Consider the following 22,403-nt stretch of genomic DNA (forward strand, 5'->3'; position numbering starts at 1 on the left):
CAGATAAATAGCCTAACTGCTATATAGTTGCAATCAAATGACTGAATTTACGAGCACCGGCAACCCCATTTTATGAAGAGATTTATTGCAATAGCCATTTTGACACTACTGACCCACCACACCTGGTCTCAAATGTCTACTCGTACCCAAATAAGGGGGCATGTCTACGACAGCGAAACTCATATAAATCTCAGTTCAGCGACAGTTGTCTGCATGTACGCTCATGACTCTACCAAAATAACAACGACATTCACAGATGCGAACGGCTACTTCACACTCGACAGTTTAATAAGAACGAACTACATTTTATACATAACATATTTGGGATACCAACCACTTCTTTATCCTATGGTAATTTCTGTAAACGAGAAATTTACCCAGACTATAAAAATAGAAATGCAGAAAAAATCGTTAACCTTGACTGAGATAAATATAGTAAGGCAGAAATCTCCGCTAGTGATCAAAAAAGATTCATTAGAATTCACTGCTTCTTATTTTAAGCCTAAAGAAAATGACTTAATTGAAGATCTTCTCAAGAAAATACCCGGCATTGAAATAGAGAGTGATGGTACCATTCGGGTAAATGGGACAGTAGTTAAATCGATTATGATCAATGGGAGACCAGTATTTGATGGAGAAGAGGTAAAAATTATCAGCCAAAACCTGTTGGCCGACATGATTGAAAAAGTCCAATTAATTAATCAGAAGAAAGAGTCCCAAAATACTGGAATCAAACAAGAACAAAATGAAAAATCTATAAATCTGGTACTGAAAGAGAACAAGAAAAATATACTAACCGGGCAAATAACAGCAGCGTATGGCTCAGAAGATAGATTTGGAGCGAAGGTCAATTTGAATAAATTTACTCCAAAAGAACAAATTATATTTTTAGGAACCGGAGATAATACAAATGGCCTGCTAGATGGAAATACTGCGCAAAACACTGGTATTATTCGCAGATGGAATACAGGATTCAACTATAGCAACAATAAAAACAACAAAATAGGATTTAATACAAATTACATTATGGACAACAGTCTAAAAAATGACAATCTAAATGCAGTACGTCAAACCTTTCTAAATGATTCTACGTATTTCTATAATCAAAAAAATGAAATCACAATAAATTCAATGGGGAATAGAATTCATAGCCAATTGGAGTACAAAATTGATTCTCTACAGAAAATAACATTTCTCAGCCAACTAGGATACTACTCAAGCCACACACAACTAAATAACAGCTATAAATCTCAAACCGATCAATCCCAAATACTAAATCAAGGGATGATTGAAAACAAAAAAAAATATGAACGAAATAGTCTTTCCTTCAATATAATTTATGACAAAAAGTTCAAAAAATTTGGCAGAACATTAAGTGCAGCGATAGGATATGGAAAATCTGCAGTTTACGAAACGGAATTCAATATATCCTACAATCATTTTCCGCAAACCAATGGAGAATTCACAATTGATACAATCAACCTAAATAACCTCAAATCCGGAAAAAGCAGACAACTATTTATGACTATCACTTACCTAGAACCAATATCAAAAACAGATTTTCTTCAATTTACTTTTGCCGAAGACCATAACGATCAACGTAACACGAAATTTAGCCATAGCTATAACAATGAAACAAAATTGTACGATATTCTGAATGACAGCCTAAGTAATAATCTTAAGTACTATGGGTTTCAACGACTAGCAAAAATGGGATGGACCAAACAGAAAGGGAAAATAGAAATTTCGTTTTCTTTAGCCGCTTTCACATCAAAAAATAACAATCTAGATTACAAATCTAATAACAATACTAGAATCGATGCATCAGGCATCTTGCCCAATTTGATCTTTAACTATACTTTCAGCAACGGCAAAGATATTAGCTTCCTATACATGAGGAACATAAGGCTTCCTGAAATAAGTGAATTACAACCAATAATAGACAATAGCAACCCATTGTTCATGAGCATAGGTAACCCGGACTTAAAACCTTCCAGTTCCGAAACCTTCAATTTCTCCTATAAATCCTTGAATGCTACAAACTTGAGATTCTTATCGGTGTCAGCCAACGGCTCATTTACTACCGATCAAATCGTCACCGGGACTTGGTTGGATTCTCTTGGACGGCAGATTAGCAAACCACTAAACATTAGCGGAGCCTACAACTTTGGCATCGATATTGAAAACAGCATTCCGTTAAAAAGCTCGTTTGGAATAGTAAGATTGAACACAAATGCAACTTATAGCAAAGAATTGAATTCTTCAAACGGAACCAAAGGATCCTATAAGAATCTAATTATTAACCAATCTTTTGGATACAGCTACACTTATGAGAAAACTCTTGACTGCTACTTTTCTGGAAATATTAATTATAGTAATGTACGTTATTCAAGCGAAGATTTAGAAGACAATTCAATACTTAAATATACTTTCCGTTTGGAAAACAGTTTAAATCTCCATCATGGCATCTCTTTCACGGCTACAGCTTCTTACAACTGGGTGGACGGAAACATGCTCGGATATAATCCAAAAAGTCTAATAATAAATGCCTCAGTTTCAAAGAGCCTCTTTTCTCATAAACAAGGACTCATTAAATTACAAGTATTTGATCTATTAAATAAGAGCATTAGAATTAATAGAAATATTGGCGTCAATTACATAGAAAATATGCAAACAAATATCTTGCAACGATTCTTCATCCTTAGATTTTCATACTTCCTTGGTCGAAAATCTTCACAGCAATAAACCAAAAGAACAACCGTACAACTACCAACTACTGCTCCAATAGCCCCTTCCCTGGTGTAATAATATCTTTATCCAATCTTAAACCATCCGCGACACTTCTCAATGCGGCAGCTCCTCCTCTCGTCATCCAAATCGGGGCAGGAGCATCTTTCAAATAGTGATCAAAAAATTGCGTCAATCGAATACCAAAATCCTTAGCAGAGTTACCAAACACCCCATGACTTCCATCTGCATACTCCAACAACCACGATTTTTTCCCCAAGCGCCTCAATGCAGTAAAAAATTCAATTGCTTGAGAAAAAGGACAAATCGGATCGTTAGTAGTGTGCATAAGTAGTAACGGTGTGCTTACCTTGTCCACATTAAATACGGGAGAATTTTGTATATATGACTCTGGATTCTGCCATATAGTGCCTCCCATACGACCTTGTCCTCCCATCTCAAAATAGGATTGCAAGCTAACTGCGCCGGCAAAAAGTCCTCCGTAAGCACTGACAAGATCAGACATTGAACTCGCAGAATATGCTGCCGCAAATAAGCCCGTGTGAGTTACCAAATAATTAGTTTGAAGGCCCCCAAAACTGCACCCACCAATACCCATTCTGTTCTTATTGACGAATGGCAAAGCAGATAAAAATTTTGCAGCTGAAACCACAGAATTAAATGTGCCCTGCATGGGGTTTCCAATAGTAAAATTAATGTCCGGTGCAAAGACCAAATAGCCATTACTAACAAAAGTTGGTATATTAATATTGCAACCATCCGAAATATCCTCCGGCGAAAGATATACATTCAGCCCGAAAGATTTTTTTTCGTAATAGTGTACAATAACAGGATACTTTTTCCGCGAATCAAAATTCTCCGGCTTGTAAAGTAGCCCCTGGAAGGACTCACCGTTCTCGTTTTTCCAAGTATATAGATTTGCAGTAATCCAATTATACTCTTTCTCCGGAGTTATACTACTAAGTGGTGAAAAATTCTTAAAATCCTGCGTAAAAAAATAGTTAGGAGACTCCGTAACGCTCATCCGCCTTACCACGTAACCATTACCCGATCTTGCTCTAAGCGGATAGGAAATACAGGAGTATGGCACATAAGGATTATCAACTAGCTGATATAAATAGTTTCCCATTGTCAACTTCTCAGGGTCTCCATTACTGTAGATATCCATCTTAAAGAAGCCATTCTGCTTGCTCTCTAAACTAAGGGCGTTCAATACTACTGACTCTCCATCTCCAAGCTGTATCGATTCGGCATATTCTGACAGACCTAGATAAAATATTATATTATGTCTATTCCCATATCCATTTGTAATATTCCTCGGTAGTTTTCGACCAGATGGATCAACAAGCCAAATATCAAATTTGTCATAAATTAAAACAGCCTTATCATTCGCCAACCATGCAGCAACCCCCCTTGGCCTAGGAGCTTGATCCTCCCAGTAGGTAGATATAAATGAAACATGAAGATCTGTTGTAAGAGAGTGGCTAATTCCTTGTTCTATATCATAACTAAAGTATTTTCCAGTCTCAATATCGTAATAGATAAGAAATCTTCCACCAGGGGATAGCCACACTGTATTCTTTCCATCTATCGCCATCTTAATATCCCTATTTGATTCCAACAGCCTAATCAAATAAGTTCTTTGCGCTGAATCATTCCAGTTAAGCTCCCCACGATCGGCTCCACCAAAGTGGGCAACGAGAAACACATCCCTGTCAGCATTCGTACCTAATATCACTTCATTGCTATTGATAATCTGTCTAACATTACGGCTTTGAATATTAACTACCGAAGAATAAACATGTTCATTTCCTGCTTCCTTATTTTCTTGAGGTGGCAGTTTGGCATCAAGATAGCTCCAAACACTAACGCTTGAAGCTTTCACTCTTTCCATCATATCAACCTTCACTTCTCTGACTGTAAAAAACAGGTGCTTACCATTACTACTAAATGACTGAATATCGTTGATGCTTTGATGCCTTTCAGTCAACAAAGCAGAATCATTAACTATTTCATGTGACCTATTTGATAAGCAATCGTAAATCCAGATTGATTTTCTGTCATGATTTGAAACAATAAACGCAAGTTTCTCTGCACTTTCAGTTAAGGTAACTTTCGGTATACCCTCCCCCACCCAGATATCAGTTGTTGATCTGTTGGCTAAATCTATTTTTCTCAGTGTATGTCTCAGCTTCCCTTCAATTTTCTCTTTGACATCAAGCATTAGCGACTCACCATGCTTACTAAATGCAAAACTATTCACTGCTGAATAAACACTACTTTCACCTGTCCAAAGGTTAAACAATGTAATCCTTCCATCTTTTGTATCTTTATAAACTATCCACTCCCCATTTTTTCCGGAAGGCAAATAGAACGACTCCACCATTGGAATACGATCGACATGAGAAGTACCCAATCTAAGCATTTCCAACGTATCATTGGCTGCTATAAAAACTGCGGTTCGGCTATCTGCTGTAAATTGAATATTTCGAATATCTATTACTCCAGTCTCCCAATCCCCATTGACGGCTTTCAATACCGAAGTACAACTACCTAAAGGAAGATTATTAACCAGGTAAGAAACAAAATTTCCGTCATTGGTTATATTGATATCGCTCACAAATTTCCATCGGTTATAGGCGGTGGAATCAATAGTCGGCTTACTCTTGGTCAAATAATAAGCATCTTGACAGAAAACAAGAGAAAAAGTAAACAAAGCAGACAATAAGCAACAGAAAAATCTCATATTTCGAAAAGTTAGACGCATCACTACTAAGAAATGTCAAAGGCCCTAAATATACTACAGACAACTGAAGTTAGTTGACAGTCAATCTTCTCTATAAAGCCAGCATAATATCCAATACCGCAACGCGTTTCGGCGTCCCTGTTTTCCATCCTAGCAAACTGTCGATCAAGGCGAGGGAACCAAGAACTAACTCACGCTGTATAGTGTTAAAAACCGATTAACAACAATCTAATCAATATACACATATAAACCCAAATAGTACTATTCAGCATACAAATTTCTTGTAAAAAAAGGGACACATTTGAATAGTACTTTTAATTAGACAGCAGTGTACCTAATACAGGGACCTTAACCGAGTGCCCAAACAATTTATTAATCTCTAATTAAAAAAATATGATACGGATAAATATTCAGCTTTGCCCATATAGATTCCTGCTTTATACAGCATTACCAATATTGGTTAGCCTAATATTCCATCCATCAGCATTCAGCAATATCAAACGTCAAAATCACAAGGTAACAATCGCTGCAACAAACATTCCACTTGAAGAGGTATTCAAAAAGATCAATCAACAGACTGGGTTAATCATCACGAACAATTATCAAGAAACGAAACTTAACAATAAGAAAACTGTAACTGTAAACTTTTTACAAACAGACATTTCGGAAGTCATGCTCTTTTTACTCAATGACTCAAAAAATCTCGATTTTTTGCTACAAAAAAACAGCATTGTAATTTTTAAGAGGCAGGACTGGCTCAAACAAAGTTTTCTAAAACCTATCTCAACCGATACACTCACCAACACATTCGAACTATCGGGTAAAATAGTAGATATGTCTAACAATTCTATACCCGGTGCGACATTGAAAATAAAAGACTCTAAACAGGGCACTATAAGTAATTTGGATGGAAGTTTCCATTTATCTCAAATCGAAAACGGCAGCGTTATTATCATAAGTTCCATTGGCTTCGAAACAAAAGAAATTGTTGCTTTGAGCAAAAATATCATTGTTCGGTTAAAACCGCAGGCAAATAATTTGGATGAAAAAATAGTAATCGCATATGGCAGCACAACTAAACGCCTAAATACTGGAAACATAACCAGTATCAAAGCGACCGAAATAGAAAAACAACCCGTGAGCAATGTTCTACTCAGTTTACAAGGTCGCGTGCCGGGAGTAGTTATCCAACAAGCCTCAGGACTACCTGGTACTGGTGTCACCATTCGCATCCAGGGACTAAACAGCCTACTTAGTGGCAATGACCCCTTTTTTGTCATAGATGGTGTTCCATATATATCACAATTATTGCCAGTAATCAATGGCATTACTGGTACGTCCGGCGGTAGCTCAAATGTATCCGGCAATCCACTAAATTACTTAAATTCATCGGATATTGAAAGTATAGAAATCTTAAAAGATGCTGACGCGACTGCAATTTATGGTTCCCGTGCAGCAAACGGTGCCGTACTTATTACAACGAAGAAAGGAAAGTCTGGTGAGACCAAAACTGAGTTTACAATACAAAGTGGCTGGGGAAAAGTAGGGCATATGCTCGATCTTCTAAATACAAGGCAATATCTCGAAATGAGACACGAAGCACTAAGCAATGATGGGATTGCAACACCTTCTGATTATGACTATGACTTAAACGGCGCTTGGGATACCACCCGTAATATCAATTGGCAAAAAGAGCTAATAGGTCATACATCACAGTACACCAATGCCCAAGTCACTGTTTCGGGAGGAAGCCCGCTAACTCAATATCTGATTGGCGCAGGATATAACAAACAGACAACAGTGTTTCCCGGGAGTTACTCAGATACTAAAGGTTCACTCCATTTCAACATAAACAACACTTCATCAAATAAAAAATTCAAAGTCCGGCTATCCGCATCCTACATGTTTGACAACAATAAGCTCCCGCTTACAGATTTGACAACGAGCGCGATCACCCTGGCTCCAGTTGCACCTGAACCATATACTCCAGAAGGAAGCATAAACTGGAAACCCACATCATCGGGTTCGACAACATTTTATCTAAATCCATTAGCTGTTCTAAACAACAAAAACGTTAACAAAATCAACAATTTAACCAGCAATTTGGTTGTTAGCTACGAAATACTACCAGGATTAGAAGTCAAAAGCAGCCTGGGATACAACAACCTAACTGGTAACGAAACTACAATGCAGCCATTGTCCAGTTCGAGTCCGGAAGACAGGATGTATACCTACCGAGCGAGTAGTTTCCTCTCCAATAGAATAATCTCATGGCTCGCAGAACCGCAAATAGAATATAAGAAGAATATAGGCAAATCAAAACTGACCTACCTACTGGGCACCACAATTTCCCAACGAAATAATGATCAGTCGCTAACTATTGCAACAGGTTTTAATAACGATTTAGTCATGGAAGACTTTGCGTCTGCCCCAAATTTAAGAGGTAGTAATATAAACTCCGTGTACAAATATAATGCCTTATACAGCAGACTAACCTATAATTGGGATGATAAATACATTATTAATCTTAATGCAAGAAGAGACGGGAGCTCTCGCTTTGGTTCAAAAAATCAATTTCATAACTTCGGCTCTCTAGGAGTTGCTTGGATATTCTCACAAGAATCTTTCATTCAGAACACCATTCCCTTCTTAAGCTTCGGAAAACTGCGGGGAAGTTACGGCACAACTGGAAATGACCAAATCGAAGACTATCTATATCTCGACTTATACAGACCAACCACCATAATTGGTAGACTTTATCAAGATGCAATTGGTTTATCAGCAACCAGGCTAACCAATCCATATTTGCAATGGGAAGAAACAAAAAAATTCCAAGTCGGTTTAGAGCTTGGGTTCATCAAAGATAAGATTCTCTTTACAGCAAATTATAATCGCAATCGCTCTTCTAATCAGTTACTACCATTTACATTACCAATTATCACAGGGTTTCAAAGCATTACGAGAAACTTTCCTGCTGTTGTCCAAAATACAGGATGGGAGCTTACCCTAAACACAGTAAATATAAAAACAAGGGATTTCAGCTGGACAAGCAACGTCAATCTTACTATCCCCAAGAATCAATTGCTTTCATTTAGTGGTGCTGATAGTTATGGCTCCATAATGGTTGGAAAATCCATCACAATGCAAAAACTCTTTCACTACAATGGAATTAATGCCCAAACAGGAACATATGAATTTAAAGACGCAAAAGGCAACATCACACAGGAACCATCCGACCCAGATGATAAGATATCTATAGTAAGCCCTGACCCAAAATTCTACGGTGGTCTACAAAATAGCTTTACTTATAAAGGCTTCTCGGTTGATCTACTATTCATCTTTTGCAAACAGAATGCACAAGACAACTTAACATATGGAATGCTAGGTTATTTATATCCAGGAACTTTTTATTTTGGCAAAAGTAATCAATCTACTGCAGTACTAGACCGGTGGCAGAAACCCGGCGACAAAGCGAAGGTTCAAGCCTTTAGCTCCAATGACAGCCGGTCCTTAGGATATATCCAGAATAGCGACGCAATATGGACGGATGCTTCATACCTGAAATTAAAAAACATCTCCATCTCCTGGCAAATCCCCCAAGCATGGGAAAGAAAGGCCCATCTCCAAAGCTTGAGAGTGTTCATGAGTGCTCAAAATCTTTTCACAATTACCAAATTCAATGGCTTTGATCCTGAGAGTCCCGGACTTGGTTTACCTCCATTGAAAGTAGTCACCTTCGGCGCACAAATAACTTTGTGATAACAACTTAAACATCGCAAAAACGAAAAAAATGCATCCCATATTCAATAATAAATCTCAGACAACACAACTATTCAGAGTAATATTTCCAGCGGTACTGTTTCTTATAACTCAACTTCCAACTAGTTGTAAAAAATTCGTTGATGTCAAAGGACCTACCACAAACATCACTGGTGATAATGTTTTTTCCAATGACGGTACCGCTGCTGCATTACTGACAGGAATCTATACAAAGATAAGCAGCAATTCTCTTGCAAGTGGGGATCTGGCGTCTATTGCTTTTCTAACTGGATTATCCGGAGATGAATTGTCATTATATAGTGGGTATAGTAACCCTGACTTAAAGAACTACTATTCAAATAGTCTAATTGCCACTCAGCAGCCAAGTATTTGGAACAATATCTATCCAAAACTATTTATCGTAAATTCCATTATAGAAAAAGTGCCAAGTTCACAATCTTTAAGCCCAGGTGTAAAAACACAGTTGTTGGGAGAGGCCAAATTCATGAGAGCATTTTTTCTGTTCTATTTAGTAAATCTCTATGGCAATGTCCCATTAGTAACTTCTACCGATTACAAAATAAATAGCTCCCTTCCACGGGCCGATAAATCCGATGTATGGCAACAAATCATCTCCGACCTGAAAGATGCTAAAGAACTGCTTACTCAAAACTACGTCGATGCAACACTACTAAACAGTACTACAGAAAGAGTGAGACCTAATAAATGGGCGGCAATAGCCTTATTAGCGAGATCTTATCTATTCATCGGGGATTGGAATAATGCGGAAAAACAGTCTACTGAAATTCTTAACAATACTGCGTTGTTTCATCTTGATTCACTAACAAATACCTTTCAAAAAAACAGCTCTGAATCGATCTGGCAATTACAACCAGTTAACTACGGCTCAAATACAGAAGATGCCAAAACATATATTCTCCATTCAACTGGATTCACCTTCTCAAAGCCCGTATATTTGAGTACAGAACTTGTTAATAGTTTTGAAAATTCGGATCAAAGAAAAGCTAGATGGACAGACTCAATAGATTTGAATGGAAAAATACATTATTTCGCCAGCAAATACAAATCCGATAGTCTCAACGCTCCGGTAACTGAGTATAACACTGTACTACGTTTAAGTGAACAGTTTTTAATTCGCTCAGAGGCGAGGGCTCACCAAAATAATATCCAAGGCTCATTGAATGATTTAAATGCAATTCGAAAAAGGGCATGGTTGGCAAATGTCCAACTTAATAATATGAATTCCATATTGAATGCTATTTCGCATGAGCGAAAGGTTGAACTGTTCACCGAATGGGGCCATCGTTGGCTTGACTTAAAAAGAACTGAAATCGTAAACAATGTAATGAGTACTGTTACGCCCCAAAAGGGAGGAACATGGAGTCCTAACTGGCAGCTATATCCTATCCCTCCTTCTGACATCTTAGCTGATGCAAATATTATACAAAACAAGGGATATTAAATTATACTATTAAAAATCATATAAAACAACGTCACCAAACCACGAATAAGATAAACCACAGCTAATGAAAATAGATATAACTGGCATCCTGCTATCCTTTCTTATAGCAGGAAAATGCTTGGGGCAGCAAAATCCAAAACTATCAGATAAGAGTACGGTACTAGAAAATTATCATATGAAGCCAATACATATTCAATCTCGGTGGGCAAAATATGTTAATCCATCTAACGTGATGATAGAATATCCTCGTCCACTGCTGCAACGCAGAAACTGGGAAAATCTGAATGGATTGTGGGATTACGCTATAACAGATTCATCCATAAGAAACCCTAGCACTTTTAACGGAAGCATACTCGTTCCTTATCCAATTGAATCATCTCTATCTGGTGTACAAAAAATATTAAGACCGGATCAATGTTTATGGTATAGAAAAAAAATTCAACGCCCCAATTTCTCAAGCAATGAGCGGATTATCGTTAACTTTGGAGCCGTTGATTGGCAGGCAACCGTTTTTATTAATAACAAACAAGTTGGTCAACATTCCGGGGGGTACCAAAGCTTTTCGTTCGACATAACGGATTTCTTAGCGGAAGGAAACAACGAAATATTAGTTAAAGTATATGACCCCACAGATCAGGGACCTAATCCACATGGAAAACAGGTGCTTAATCCATCAAATATCTATTATACTCCTTCAAGTGGTATTTGGCAGACCGTTTGGTTAGAGAAAGTATCTTCTGTTCACATACTTCATTTAAAAGCAACGCCCAATATAGATAAAGAAGAACTGAATCTAGGTATAAATACAGTTGCGGCAACAAAAAACACTACGATAGAAGTTGTGGCTTCAGTTAATGGTCAAATTGTAACCTCAAACAAAAAAGACATCCCCGCTGCCCAAAAAGAAGGCGCCATTGTATCAACAGAAGTATTATTAAACATACCCAATCCAAGACTATGGTCGCCAAGTGATCCATTCCTTTATGATCTTTCAATAAAAGTTTCTCAGGGAAAAAAAATCGTTGATGAAGTAACAAGTTACTTCGGGATGCGAAAAATTGATATTCAAAAAGATGATAAAGGAGCGGATCGCATTTTTCTTAATAACAAATATACTTACAATTTAGGTGTTCTAGACCAAGGTTTTTGGCCGGAGGGATTGTATACCGCTCCAACCGATGAGGCACTAGCATTTGATATCAAGACGATAAAATCTCTCGGATTCAATACCATTAGAAAACATATCAAAATTGAGCCTGAAAGATGGTACTATCATGCTGATAAAATTGGCGTCTTAGTTTGGCAGGATTTTGTTAATCCACCTCATGAACTCCCATCTGGGTCCAGAGATATATTTGAAAAAGAAATAAAAGAAACTATCGATCAGCTATACAGCCATCCTAGTATAGTAACATGGGTACTTTTTAATGAAAGATGGGGATCATATGATCAACGAAGATTAACAAAATGGGTAAAAAATTACGACCCAAGCCGAATTGTGAACGGACATTCAGGCGAATTACTTTATGTCAATGATCAATTACGAGCTCCATCTGATAGCCCATGGATTGAAAGTGATATCGCTGATGTGCATTCATATCCAGATCCGAGAAACCCTCCAGCCCTGCACAACAAGGCTAGAGCGGTAGGTGAATTTGGCGGAGTAGGAGTATCCGTGCCTGGTCACGAATGGGATGACATGCAGGGTTGGGGCTATATACAAGTAAAACCTGAATTATTGAACGCGCAATATAAAAAGATGACAGAGGAACTAAAAAAATTGGAACAATATGGTTTAAGTGCCTCTATTTATACTCAGCCATTTGATGTAGAGGGAGAAGAGAATGGCCTACTTACGTATGATCGAGAAATTATAAAAATTCCTGCTAGTGAAATAAGGAACTATAACAAAAACCTCGTCCCTTCAAGTACTGGATTTTCTTTAGATACAGCTTTTCATATTGCCGCTAATATTAATTTAAATGACAATGATGACAGATATGAAGAACTTCTAACTCAATATAAAAAAGGCATACGTGATTCAGCATTTTTAAGGAGAGTTTTACTGATGGCCATTCGCAAAAAAGATCAGGAAAACGCGACTAGGATCGGCAACGACTATATTAGCAACCTGACACATCCATATTCTTTAGACAATCTGCGACTCATAAAAAACATAACTAGAACTAGCAAAGACAAGGGTTTCGAGCTATTTTGGAAACAATCAAAAAAGGTAGATGCCGAATTAGGAGAAAACGAAGCATTGAGTAAAGTAAAAAAAATAATCAACTCAGAAGAAATAATACCATTCAGAAACAGAAACTCCAATCCTGATTGGGACTACATTCAAAAAAAACTAACGGATAAATACGGAGACCTTGGAGAAGAACTTGTACTGGGCAAGCGTATGATATATTATGGATTTGAGTCTAATGATTGGGAAAATTATGGAAAGTATTACATGTTATATTTTGAAAAAGCATTGGGGCACCCTTCTGAATATATAGTTAACAACTTGACTTGGGTACTGTACGAGCACATTAGCAATCCAAAAATACTTGAGTTCGCAGCTAGTGTAATGAAATACACTGTCGAAAAATCAGATCAATCTCCGGAAGCATATGACACATACGCAAATTTGCTACATCGGATAAATAAATCACATGAAGCAATTAAATGGGAAGAGAAGGCCGTAGAACTAAAAAAGGGAACACCAGGTGAAAAGACCTTCGCCGAAACCCTCCAAAAAATGAAATCCGGCCAGCCAACCTGGCCTACAAATAACTAAACGATTACGCGGTACAAGTGGGTGGATGGTTTACACCCCTTGTGCACTCATGCAAACGTCACTAATATTCCTATTGGTGACCTATTTTTCTAAAACCCGAAAAACACATACCAATCGCAATTAAATCAATATGAGAAAAAAAACATAAAGGGCATGGTACGATCCGCATTTCCCCCGTGTATTAGTAATGTACCTTAAGATAACCATTAAAAGACATTTACCCTAGCAACAACGTAGACAGCCTGATTGAAATAAAAGCGTTGCTATCCTATTAAAACTTTAAAAAAGAGTAGAAAAAGAGTAGAAAAAGAGTAAAAAAACAAGAAGAACTATCAGATCCATCAGCAGGCAACCGGTAACAAAATACATTTAAAACAAAAAAATTCATTGTTTTATGGCAGCGCCAAAGAAATCCAAGCTCCCCGAAAAGATCCTGAAAATAGAAACCGAGGACACCAATTACACGCCATTCGAAAATATCCCTGAAGAGTACCATGGCTTGCTGATACCTGCAGCAAAGTATTTCTATCAGCACGATTATGATTTTGATATGGTTTGCCAGTGCGTAAGACTCGAGGAATTCTCCTTGTGGATGCACGAAATATTCGCCATGGAAGATATCACCTTATTACCTGTAACCTGTAAAGAAATTATCGCCCTCCACTTTATGGCCGGTGGCGGCGGCACCAAGGCAAACATTGCCGGCAGAGGGCCTTATCAGCTGAATGGCAAAGAAGTAAACCTGTTTAAACTAAATACCATATTTCATGAAGCTCCTATGAAAAGAGGAGATGCCATGTTCAGTTTTCATATCAACATAGTTCCGGGTGTATTGGCCAAAATGGCGCTAAGATACCCTGAACTGGAGCAACTGGCGAACAAGAAGCTCATGGAAGGCAGCGGACCGCTGCACGACGAACCATATAAAATTAACCTGGTATGTTATAACCTGATTAACGATATCTGTAACTGCAGGTATATCGGACTACTGGCAGATAAACTCCTGTACAGATGCTGCCTGGACCTGTTTATCAACTTCGCTAACCAGGACAGGGTAGCCCACCTTCCGAAAATTCACTGTACAGCGGAAATGAGGTATACACTGAAGGAAGCGGTTGCCTATATCATGGATAATCCGGAAGAAGAATTTAACCTGGCGAAAATCGCCTATATGCTCGATATCAATGCTGAAGAGCTGAGCCGCGCATTCGAAAACCTGCACCATATTACGATGAAAGATTTTCATTTGCAGCGTAAAATGATACATGCTTTTCATATGACGGTGGCTACCAGTATGGAGCCAGACGAAATTGCCCGCGCCATCTGCATGAACAGCAGCGAAGCATTCATTCACCTGTTCGAATCCTATTTTAACAGCTCATTCATAGCTATTCGCAATGCCCAATGAAGTTGTCTTAATCACCCCTTTTGATTTTTTAGGTTGGTGACTCGCGGGCCTAGTCTTAGGCCCGCTATTTTTTCTTTTTGCCCCTCAAAATGACCCTTGCTTTTTGCAGTCAGAGAAAGAATCCTTAAATTCCTCTTCTTTTCTCATTGTTAAAAGCAAGGGTTATGTCTTTTCAGCAACGTACCATTTTTATTACCGGCGCAAGCCGTGGCATAGGCAAAGCCATCGCGTTACGCCTGGCCAGCAAAGGCGCTAACATAGTGATCGCCGCCAAAAGCGTGGAAGAAGACCCGCGACTGGGAGGTACCATCTACTCTGCTGCCAAAGAAGTGGAAGAAGCGGGTGGCAAAGCCCTCGCTGTACAGGTAGATATCCGCGAAGAAACCCAGATCGCACAGGCAGTGCAACTAGCCGTAGAGAAGTTCGGCGGCATCGACGTAGTTATTAATAACGCCTCCGCCATCCAGCTCACCAATACAGAACAAACACCCGCCAAACGGTTCGACCTGATGTACGATATCAATGTAAGAGGCACCTTCCTGGTCACCCAACATTGTATTCCATACCTGAAAAAAGGAACCAATCCGCATATCCTTACTTTATCTCCTCCTATTAACCTGGATCCACGATGGTTTGGTCCGCATGTGGCCTATACCATCAGCAAGTATAATATGAGCATGCTGGCATTAGGCTGGGCCGCAGAACTTGCCCAATATAACATTGCATCCAATGCCCTATGGCCCGCTACTACCATCGCCACGGCAGCAGTAAAAAACCTCCTGGGCGGCGAAGCGCTGATCAACAGAAGCCGTACCCCCGATATCCTCGCAGATGCTGTGGAATATATTTTGCAACAACCCGCCGCTTATTCAGGGAATACATTCATTGACGAAGCCGTATTGCAGGCTGCCGGTATCACCAACTTCGATAAATACGCCGTGGTACCCGGCGGTAAGTTACAGAAAGACCTTTTCCTGTAACCAATCCACACAAGCCATCAATAGAAATGGCCGCCCTGAAAAGGGCAGCCATGCATAATAGTTGTCATCACACGATGCGCTGTCGACGCATCCGGAGAGTTGATGTCAACTACTCGTCAGTAAAGCTGACAATATTTTACGCTACTCCCCGAGCATATATTACTCAAAAAAAAAGCCCCCCTAAAAAGGGGGGCCGTTCATCCATTGTTTGTTAACCCAGTCAAATATACGACACCTACTAGATAAAATAATTGTTCAGTTTCGTTCAGTGTGATTTTTTTTTGTTCAGGCTTATTCATTTTATTCAAAGCAAAATGACGGAGTTTTTAAAAGAAAAATTTCGTATATAGATCATAGGGAGAAATCCTCTCGGCATAAATCATCTGCCATAGGAAACCCGGGAGTAGCCATATCATCCTCCTATCCCCCTGCTCCAGGAGAAATAAAACATACTATGGACGCCTAACAATATCAACAGCAAACAACCGTCAACCGGCTTTTAAAATGCCGGTCATTGCAAGCATAGAAACAGCCCCCAATACAGTGTTGACCGGGTGGCTCTTTTCATCATCATTACCTTCTATCTTGTAATAAGCGTAGCATAACTGCCAGAAGAGGAGCTGACAGGCGGCGTATCGGTAACCCGGAAAGAATAACTCCCGGAACCGGTGCTGACCACGAAGCGGCCATCCTTATAACCATCGGTTAAAGCCTTTCCATCCATCGTCACATCAGAAGTGGAAGATGCCGGTAAATAAACAGTAGCCCGGCTATTGGGCGGTATCGTAATCTTTAGGAAAAAATCATTGTCTTCCTTTTTCCAGCTACTCATAATTTCACCATAGGGCGATTGATAACGGGCATTCACAAACGTAACATCCCCCACCGGCTCCGGACGAATCACTATATCGCGAAAAGCCACACTGCCTGCGGCCGGACGTATCCCCGCCAAACCCGTATAAAACCACTCCATCAAATGTCCCAGCATAAAATGATTGTTGGACGCATTATGATACCCCTGCCAGGATTCCGTCAGCGCAGTAGCGCCCTGCGCCAACTGCAACCCGTAACCCGGTACATCGGAGCGGCTGTTCATATCATAGATCACATCAGAGCGTCCCTCATCATCCAACACCCGCAATAAATACCGGTAACCAATGTCGCCGGCAGTAATACCATTATCATGTTGCCGGATATCAGCCACTATATTTTCTACCACATCTGCTTTATAAATACTGTCTACCAGCCCCATATATACCGACATAGCATTCGCTGTCTGGCTTCCACCGGCATATTGCCGGGTATCCTCATGAAAGAAAGCCTTGTTGTAAGCCGTTTTCACTGCATCGGCCTGCACCCGGTATTTTTGCTCGTCTGCGGTTTTACCAAGTATACCCGCCACCCTGGTAAGGATACTAAGATCATAATAGTACATAGCCGTAGCCGTTATACCCTTCGGTGTAAGCTGCGACTCCCCCGGGAACTTAGGACCGATATCGTACCAATCGCCCAAACCATGACGAAGAATATGATGATCCGCTTTTTTCTCCAGGTAATCCACGTAACGGGTCATCATCGGGTAACTCTCCGCCAATACTCCTTTATCACCATACCACTGATACATATAGTAAGGTAATATCACCCCATTACTCCCCCACTCCGGCGAATCACGGAAGCCGGCATCAAAATGCACATACTCCGGGGCTATATCAGGAATCAATCCCTCAGCGGTTTGCGCATACATCATATCCTTAACCACTTTACGGCAAAGCCGCGCAATGTCATAATTATACCGGATAGAACTACCCACCAGGTGTGCTTCTTCCAACCACCCCAGTTTCTCCCGGTGCGGACAATCCGTAAACACACTGGCCATATTGCTCCGGATAGCCCAGTCTATCAGCGTAAATGTTTTGTTGAATAATGCATTCGAACAATCGAATGCACCAATGGTAGCAGCGCCATTGCGGGTATGTATACTTTGCAGATCACGGATCACCGGCAACTTCCCGGGGTTGGCTGTGCCTTCAGGTACCGCGCCCTCTACCTGTAAATAACGGAACCCATAATACATAAACCGGGGCTGCCACCTTTCTATACTGTCGCCCTTCAGCGTATAATTGAAATACACCGGGCTTCCTACGGCCGACTGATCCGCCAATCCCCCGCCAGTCAGCAACTCTGCCGGTGTAATTTTCACTACCGCATGGGCAGGTCCCGTCACTGCGAGATAAGGAATAGCCGATGCATTTTGTCCCATATCGTATAGCCACACACCCGGCTTAGGCTGCGTAACTTTTACCGGCACAAAATGATCCCAGGTAAGCAAAGGATCCGCACTTTGAGCATCGAGCCGACGTGGCCCATTCACTACCACGGCCTGTCGCCATGGCTGATCAGGAAACCCCGCTGTATCCCAGCCATCGGGTGCAAGGGTAGCATTATAATCTTCTCCCCCATAAATACTCGAAAAAGTAACCGGGCCAGGAGCAGCCTTCCAGGTAGTATCGCTGACAATATTCTCCGCCGTACCATCCCTATATTGCAGGTACAGCCGGCAAATCAGCTGTGGATAACCATAAGCGCCGGTCAACTTACGATACCTTTCACCAGGTACATAAAAAAAACCGTTGCCAAGCATCACACCTAAAGCATTAGACCCGCTTTGCAAGATTTTGGTCACATCAAACGTAACATACAACGCATGCTCATCATATTTTGTCCAACCCGGATCCAGGAAATGAGCGCCCACTTTTTTTCCGTTCAGATGCAGATCAAACTGACCAAGACCGCAAATAAAAACGGTGGCTTTGGTAACCGGTTTATGCAGGGTAAATTCTTTTCTTAACAACGGCAGCACATCTGTCCGGTGACGGTATTTTTCATCACTGTCATCTGTAATCGCCGGTACAATGCGTTCCCCATCCGGCATTTTTTCATATCCAATCCATTGCGCAGATTGCCAGTCTTCCGGCCTATACAACCCCGTTTGCCACTGCTCCGGGGAAGACCAGCCCCAGGCTTTGCCCTGCTGATCCCATATCATCACTTTCCAGTAATAAGTAGTGGCAGATGCCAGCGGCTTACCGGCATACACCTGCTGCACCGATTCATCAGACATCACCTTTTTTGAATCCCAGATATTGCCTTTATTTTTTGCAAGCGTTGCCCGATTATCAGCCACCAGGATACGATAAGCGCTTTGCCGGATATTACCAGTATGCCCCGTCAACTGCCAGCTAAACACAGGTTGCCGCGCATCTATGCCCGCACCCCGGCTGGTATTTTCACATAACAGGTGTTGTAGGGTGCCCTGCGCAATTGTATTGGAAGAGATAAACAATAATAATAACAACAACAATAATAACCGGGATTTCATCATCCTGTATTGATTTTTGATAACAGTATGGTGTTACATGTCTACCATCGCCTTCATCACTCCACTGCCGGGATCCAGCAGGGAAGGAAACACCGTTTTTACTTCTCCGAATTTTATGCGGTGCGTGATATAAGCCTCCGGTCGCACCTGTCCTGCTTTTATAGAACGGATCACCTGTTCAAAATCTTCCCGGGTGGCATTGCGGCTGCTCATCAATGTAGTTTCTCTTTTATGGAATTCAGGATGCGAAAACTGCAACAGCTCCTTCTGCAACCCAATGAGAACATAGCGGCCGCCATGCGCCAGGTAGTAAATACCATGATTAATGGCTTTCTGACTACCTGTAGCATCTATGACCACGGTGGGCATGTCGCCCCCGGTAATCTCCTTCACCGTTGCCTGCATATCTGCGCCGGCCATTAATACATGCGGGATATGTAATACCGTTTTGGCAAACTGTAACCGTTTTTCATGAAGATCCGTGGCAATCACCTGTCCCCCGGCAATACGCGCAAACTCCATCGCTGCCAGCCCTATAGGACCAGCACCCATTACCAGCACAAATTCTCCCGGTTGCACAGCAGCCCTCCGGATGCCATGTGCTCCGATCGAAAACGGCTCTGACAACGCCAGCTGTTCCGTTGTTAACCCTTCCCCATGCACCAGCAAGCGCCCTGGCACCAACAGGTATTCTGCCATGCCACCGTCTTTATGCACCCCCAATACTGCAATTTGCTCGCAGCAGTTAGGCTTCGCCGAACGACAGGCAATACAGGCGCCACAATTTTCATACGGGATGACCGTCACCATATCCCCCCGCTGAAATCCGGGCACATCGTCGAGCGCCACCACTTCTCCTGCCAGCTCATGCCCCAGGATCCTCGGGTAACTGAAATAGGGCTGCGTACCCTCAAAGGCGTGCAGATCGGTGCCACAGATGCCGATCTTCTTTATTTTAATAATGGCATAACCCTGCCGTAGTTGGGGCATGGCGCCTAAACCATATTCAAAATTTCCGGGTGTAGTACAAATGAGTGTTTTCACTACAATAATTTACAAAATTCCCGGTAACTGGCAGCATATTTTTCCCCCCGGATCATCACCCAAAGAAAATATCTCCGGAGATACTTTTTCTTTCCAGGACATTCCCGCAGGTTATTACTAAACAACTATCAACGACTCCAACAAATACCGGCAGAAAAACGGCTGCAATATAGCGAACGGATTTGCTGCAGAATCCCGACAGCAAACGCAAAAAACACGCAACCAACAATCATACGAACATCTTTAATAGTCATAGTTTTGTCCTATTGACACTTATTATATGAGCATTTGCATATTTGCATAATTTAGGTATTTTTACCGTTATGCACAACGATATCTCCGAATTGCAGCGTAGAATTCATACCGGTGATACACAGGCATTAAAAAAATTGTATGATTGCTTCGGCCCCCAATTGCTGCAGCTTGCCATCGCAATGGTCCATACAAAGGAAATGGCAGAAGAAATTGTGGAAGATGTATTTATACAGGTGTGGACAAAAAAGGATAACCTTAGCCAGGTAAGCAACCTGAAAGGGTATCTCTATACCGCCACACGTAATATCGCCCTAAACTATCTCAGGAAATACGCCGGCAAAAAAACATTCGGGCTCAACGATTTTTATGTGCCCGAATACCAGGTAGCCCATACGCCGGAAGACCAGCTCATCAGCAACGACATGATCCGCCGGATTAACATCGCGATCAGCCAGTTGCCACCCCAGTGCCGCATTATTTTCAAACTCGTAAAAGAAGACAACCTGAAATACCGCGAAGTAGCTGCTTTGTTGAACGTGTCGGTAAAAACTGTTGAAAATCAGGTTGGTATTGCATTAAAGAAGTTGCATCACCTCCTTGCCTATCTTCCCAGCTCACATTAATTAAAATAAATTGCTGCCCCTTTGGGGGTATTTCCTCTTTCATATTGTCTTATATCACGGTACAGCAGCCCATTACTGTTTTACAATTCTTTTTTACGACCAGGCAGGAACCCTATAAGCTTTTTAAAAATGGACAACAACAGAATATGGGTATTACTGGGCAAACAAGCGAGCGGTGATATCACACCACCGGAACTGGAGGAGCTGCAAAATCTATTGCAACAGGATCCTGACGCCGCAGCCACGCGTACGCTTATTGCGAAAATATGGGGCATCCCGTTAGCGCCGCCGGAAGAAAATGCAGATAGCCATACGCGTATATGGGAACACATTGCAGAACGTATACCGCCTCAACGACGCCCTTTCCTGCTGCGGCACATGGCAGCCGCTGCTGCGGCGGCAGTTTTGCTGCTGGGTTGGTGCACCTGGTGGTATGTACACACCGGAGCCAACAGTAACCTGCAACAAGTCAGCTCCCCGGCAGCCGGCAAATCAAAAATAGTATTGCCGGATGGCACACAGGTGTGGCTTAACCATAACAGTCAACTGGTGTTTCATCAACAGCAATTTGGCCGGCAAAACAGGGAAGTAGTGCTTACAGGGGAAGCTTTTTTCGATGTAACGCACCGCGCAGGACTCCCATTTATCATTCATGCCGGCAAGGTAAACATCACGGTACTGGGCACCACTCTTAACGTGAAGGCATACACGAAAGACCATTGCGTTGCTGCCACCCTGATCAGCGGAAAAGTGGCAGTCAATTTCCAACAGCTCCGCCTCGAATTAAAACCGGATGAAAAAATTATCATCCCTGCAGCTGCTACCACCATGATAAGGGAAAATATCCGGAAAGACAGCACAGGACAAGCGCCGGAGCTGTCCTGGTTAAACAACAGGCTGGTGTTTGACAACGATTCTTTCGAAGTATTATCCAAAAAAATGGAACAATGGTATGGCGTTACTTTCCACTTTGAAACAAGCAACCTGAAGCACCTGCACTTTTCCGGCGTAATTGATGCCGAACCAATAACCGAAGCATTGAAAGCGCTGCAGCTTTCCCGCCATTTCACTTATCGCATCAGTAATAACGAAGTGTGGATCAGCCAATGACCTGGTCCGATTATTTACCTTTAAAAACCCAACAACAATGACGTAAAAGAGCGATCATCCGACTCATTAACTTTCCTTCA

At 41.2% G+C, this 22,403-nt stretch carries 11 protein-coding genes; 8 read left to right on the forward strand and 3 right to left on the reverse strand.

The genetic code is table 11. The annotated features are described in order from the left end of the window. Positions 1–72: 72 nt before the first annotated feature. Entirely contained in the window at positions 73–2,745 is a 2,673-nt protein-coding gene (locus tag KE626_RS09605) for an outer membrane beta-barrel protein (protein ID WP_211972651.1), read from the forward strand. A gap of 28 nt (positions 2,746–2,773) precedes the next feature. Here KE626_RS09605 and KE626_RS09610 read toward each other — a convergent pair whose 3' ends face one another. After that, positions 2,774–5,494: an alpha/beta hydrolase family protein gene (locus KE626_RS09610; protein WP_211972652.1), complete on the reverse strand. Its 2,721-nt coding sequence runs from the start codon at positions 5,492–5,494 to the stop codon at positions 2,774–2,776. Between the two features lie 393 nt (positions 5,495–5,887). Here KE626_RS09610 and KE626_RS09615 point away from each other — a divergent pair, with 393 nt between their 5' ends. The 5 genes from KE626_RS09615 (at position 5,888) to KE626_RS09635 (ending at position 15,912) form a co-directional block, all read left to right on the forward strand. Next, on the forward strand, positions 5,888–9,253 hold the full coding sequence (locus tag KE626_RS09615; RefSeq protein ID WP_211972653.1) for a SusC/RagA family TonB-linked outer membrane protein: 3,366 nt from the start codon (positions 5,888–5,890) through the stop codon (positions 9,251–9,253). A gap of 31 nt (positions 9,254–9,284) precedes the next feature. Beyond that, on the forward strand, positions 9,285–10,736 hold the full coding sequence (locus KE626_RS09620) for a RagB/SusD family nutrient uptake outer membrane protein (RefSeq protein WP_211972654.1): 1,452 nt from the start codon (positions 9,285–9,287) through the stop codon (positions 10,734–10,736). 64 nt (positions 10,737–10,800) lie between these two features. Next, positions 10,801–13,524, forward strand: a complete 2,724-nt coding sequence (locus tag KE626_RS09625; protein WP_211972655.1) for a sugar-binding domain-containing protein — start codon at positions 10,801–10,803, stop codon at positions 13,522–13,524. 394 nt (positions 13,525–13,918) lie between these two features. Next, positions 13,919–14,932, forward strand: coding sequence for a helix-turn-helix domain-containing protein (locus tag KE626_RS09630; RefSeq protein ID WP_211972656.1), 1,014 nt, complete (start codon positions 13,919–13,921; stop codon positions 14,930–14,932). Positions 14,933–15,096: 164 nt separating this feature from the next. Next, positions 15,097–15,912 (forward strand): SDR family oxidoreductase, encoded by an 816-nt coding sequence (locus KE626_RS09635; RefSeq protein ID WP_211972657.1) that lies wholly within the window; start codon positions 15,097–15,099, stop codon positions 15,910–15,912. 580 nt (positions 15,913–16,492) lie between these two features. On the opposite strand, the gene KE626_RS09640 is transcribed toward KE626_RS09635, so the two are convergent. Beyond that, positions 16,493–19,294: a family 78 glycoside hydrolase catalytic domain gene (locus tag KE626_RS09640; RefSeq protein WP_211972658.1), complete on the reverse strand. Its 2,802-nt coding sequence runs from the start codon at positions 19,292–19,294 to the stop codon at positions 16,493–16,495. A gap of 30 nt (positions 19,295–19,324) precedes the next feature. Next, the gene (locus tag KE626_RS09645; RefSeq protein ID WP_211972659.1) at positions 19,325–20,335 is read right to left on the reverse strand and encodes a zinc-binding alcohol dehydrogenase family protein; all 1,011 of its coding nucleotides are present in this window, start codon (positions 20,333–20,335) and stop codon (positions 19,325–19,327) included. A gap of 323 nt (positions 20,336–20,658) precedes the next feature. Between KE626_RS09645 and KE626_RS09650 the strand changes: the two genes are divergently transcribed. Both KE626_RS09650 and KE626_RS09655 read left to right on the forward strand, forming a co-directional pair. Beyond that, complete coding sequence (locus KE626_RS09650; RefSeq protein WP_211972660.1) at positions 20,659–21,213, forward strand: RNA polymerase sigma-70 factor; 555 nt, start codon at positions 20,659–20,661, stop codon at positions 21,211–21,213. 129 nt (positions 21,214–21,342) lie between these two features. Then, on the forward strand, positions 21,343–22,323 hold the full coding sequence (locus tag KE626_RS09655) for a FecR family protein (RefSeq protein WP_211972661.1): 981 nt from the start codon (positions 21,343–21,345) through the stop codon (positions 22,321–22,323). Positions 22,324–22,403 lie beyond the last annotated feature (80 nt).

It is taken from the genome of Chitinophaga hostae, from assembly GCF_018224885.1.
Classification (GTDB): Bacteria; Bacteroidota; Bacteroidia; order Chitinophagales; family Chitinophagaceae; genus Chitinophaga; species Chitinophaga hostae.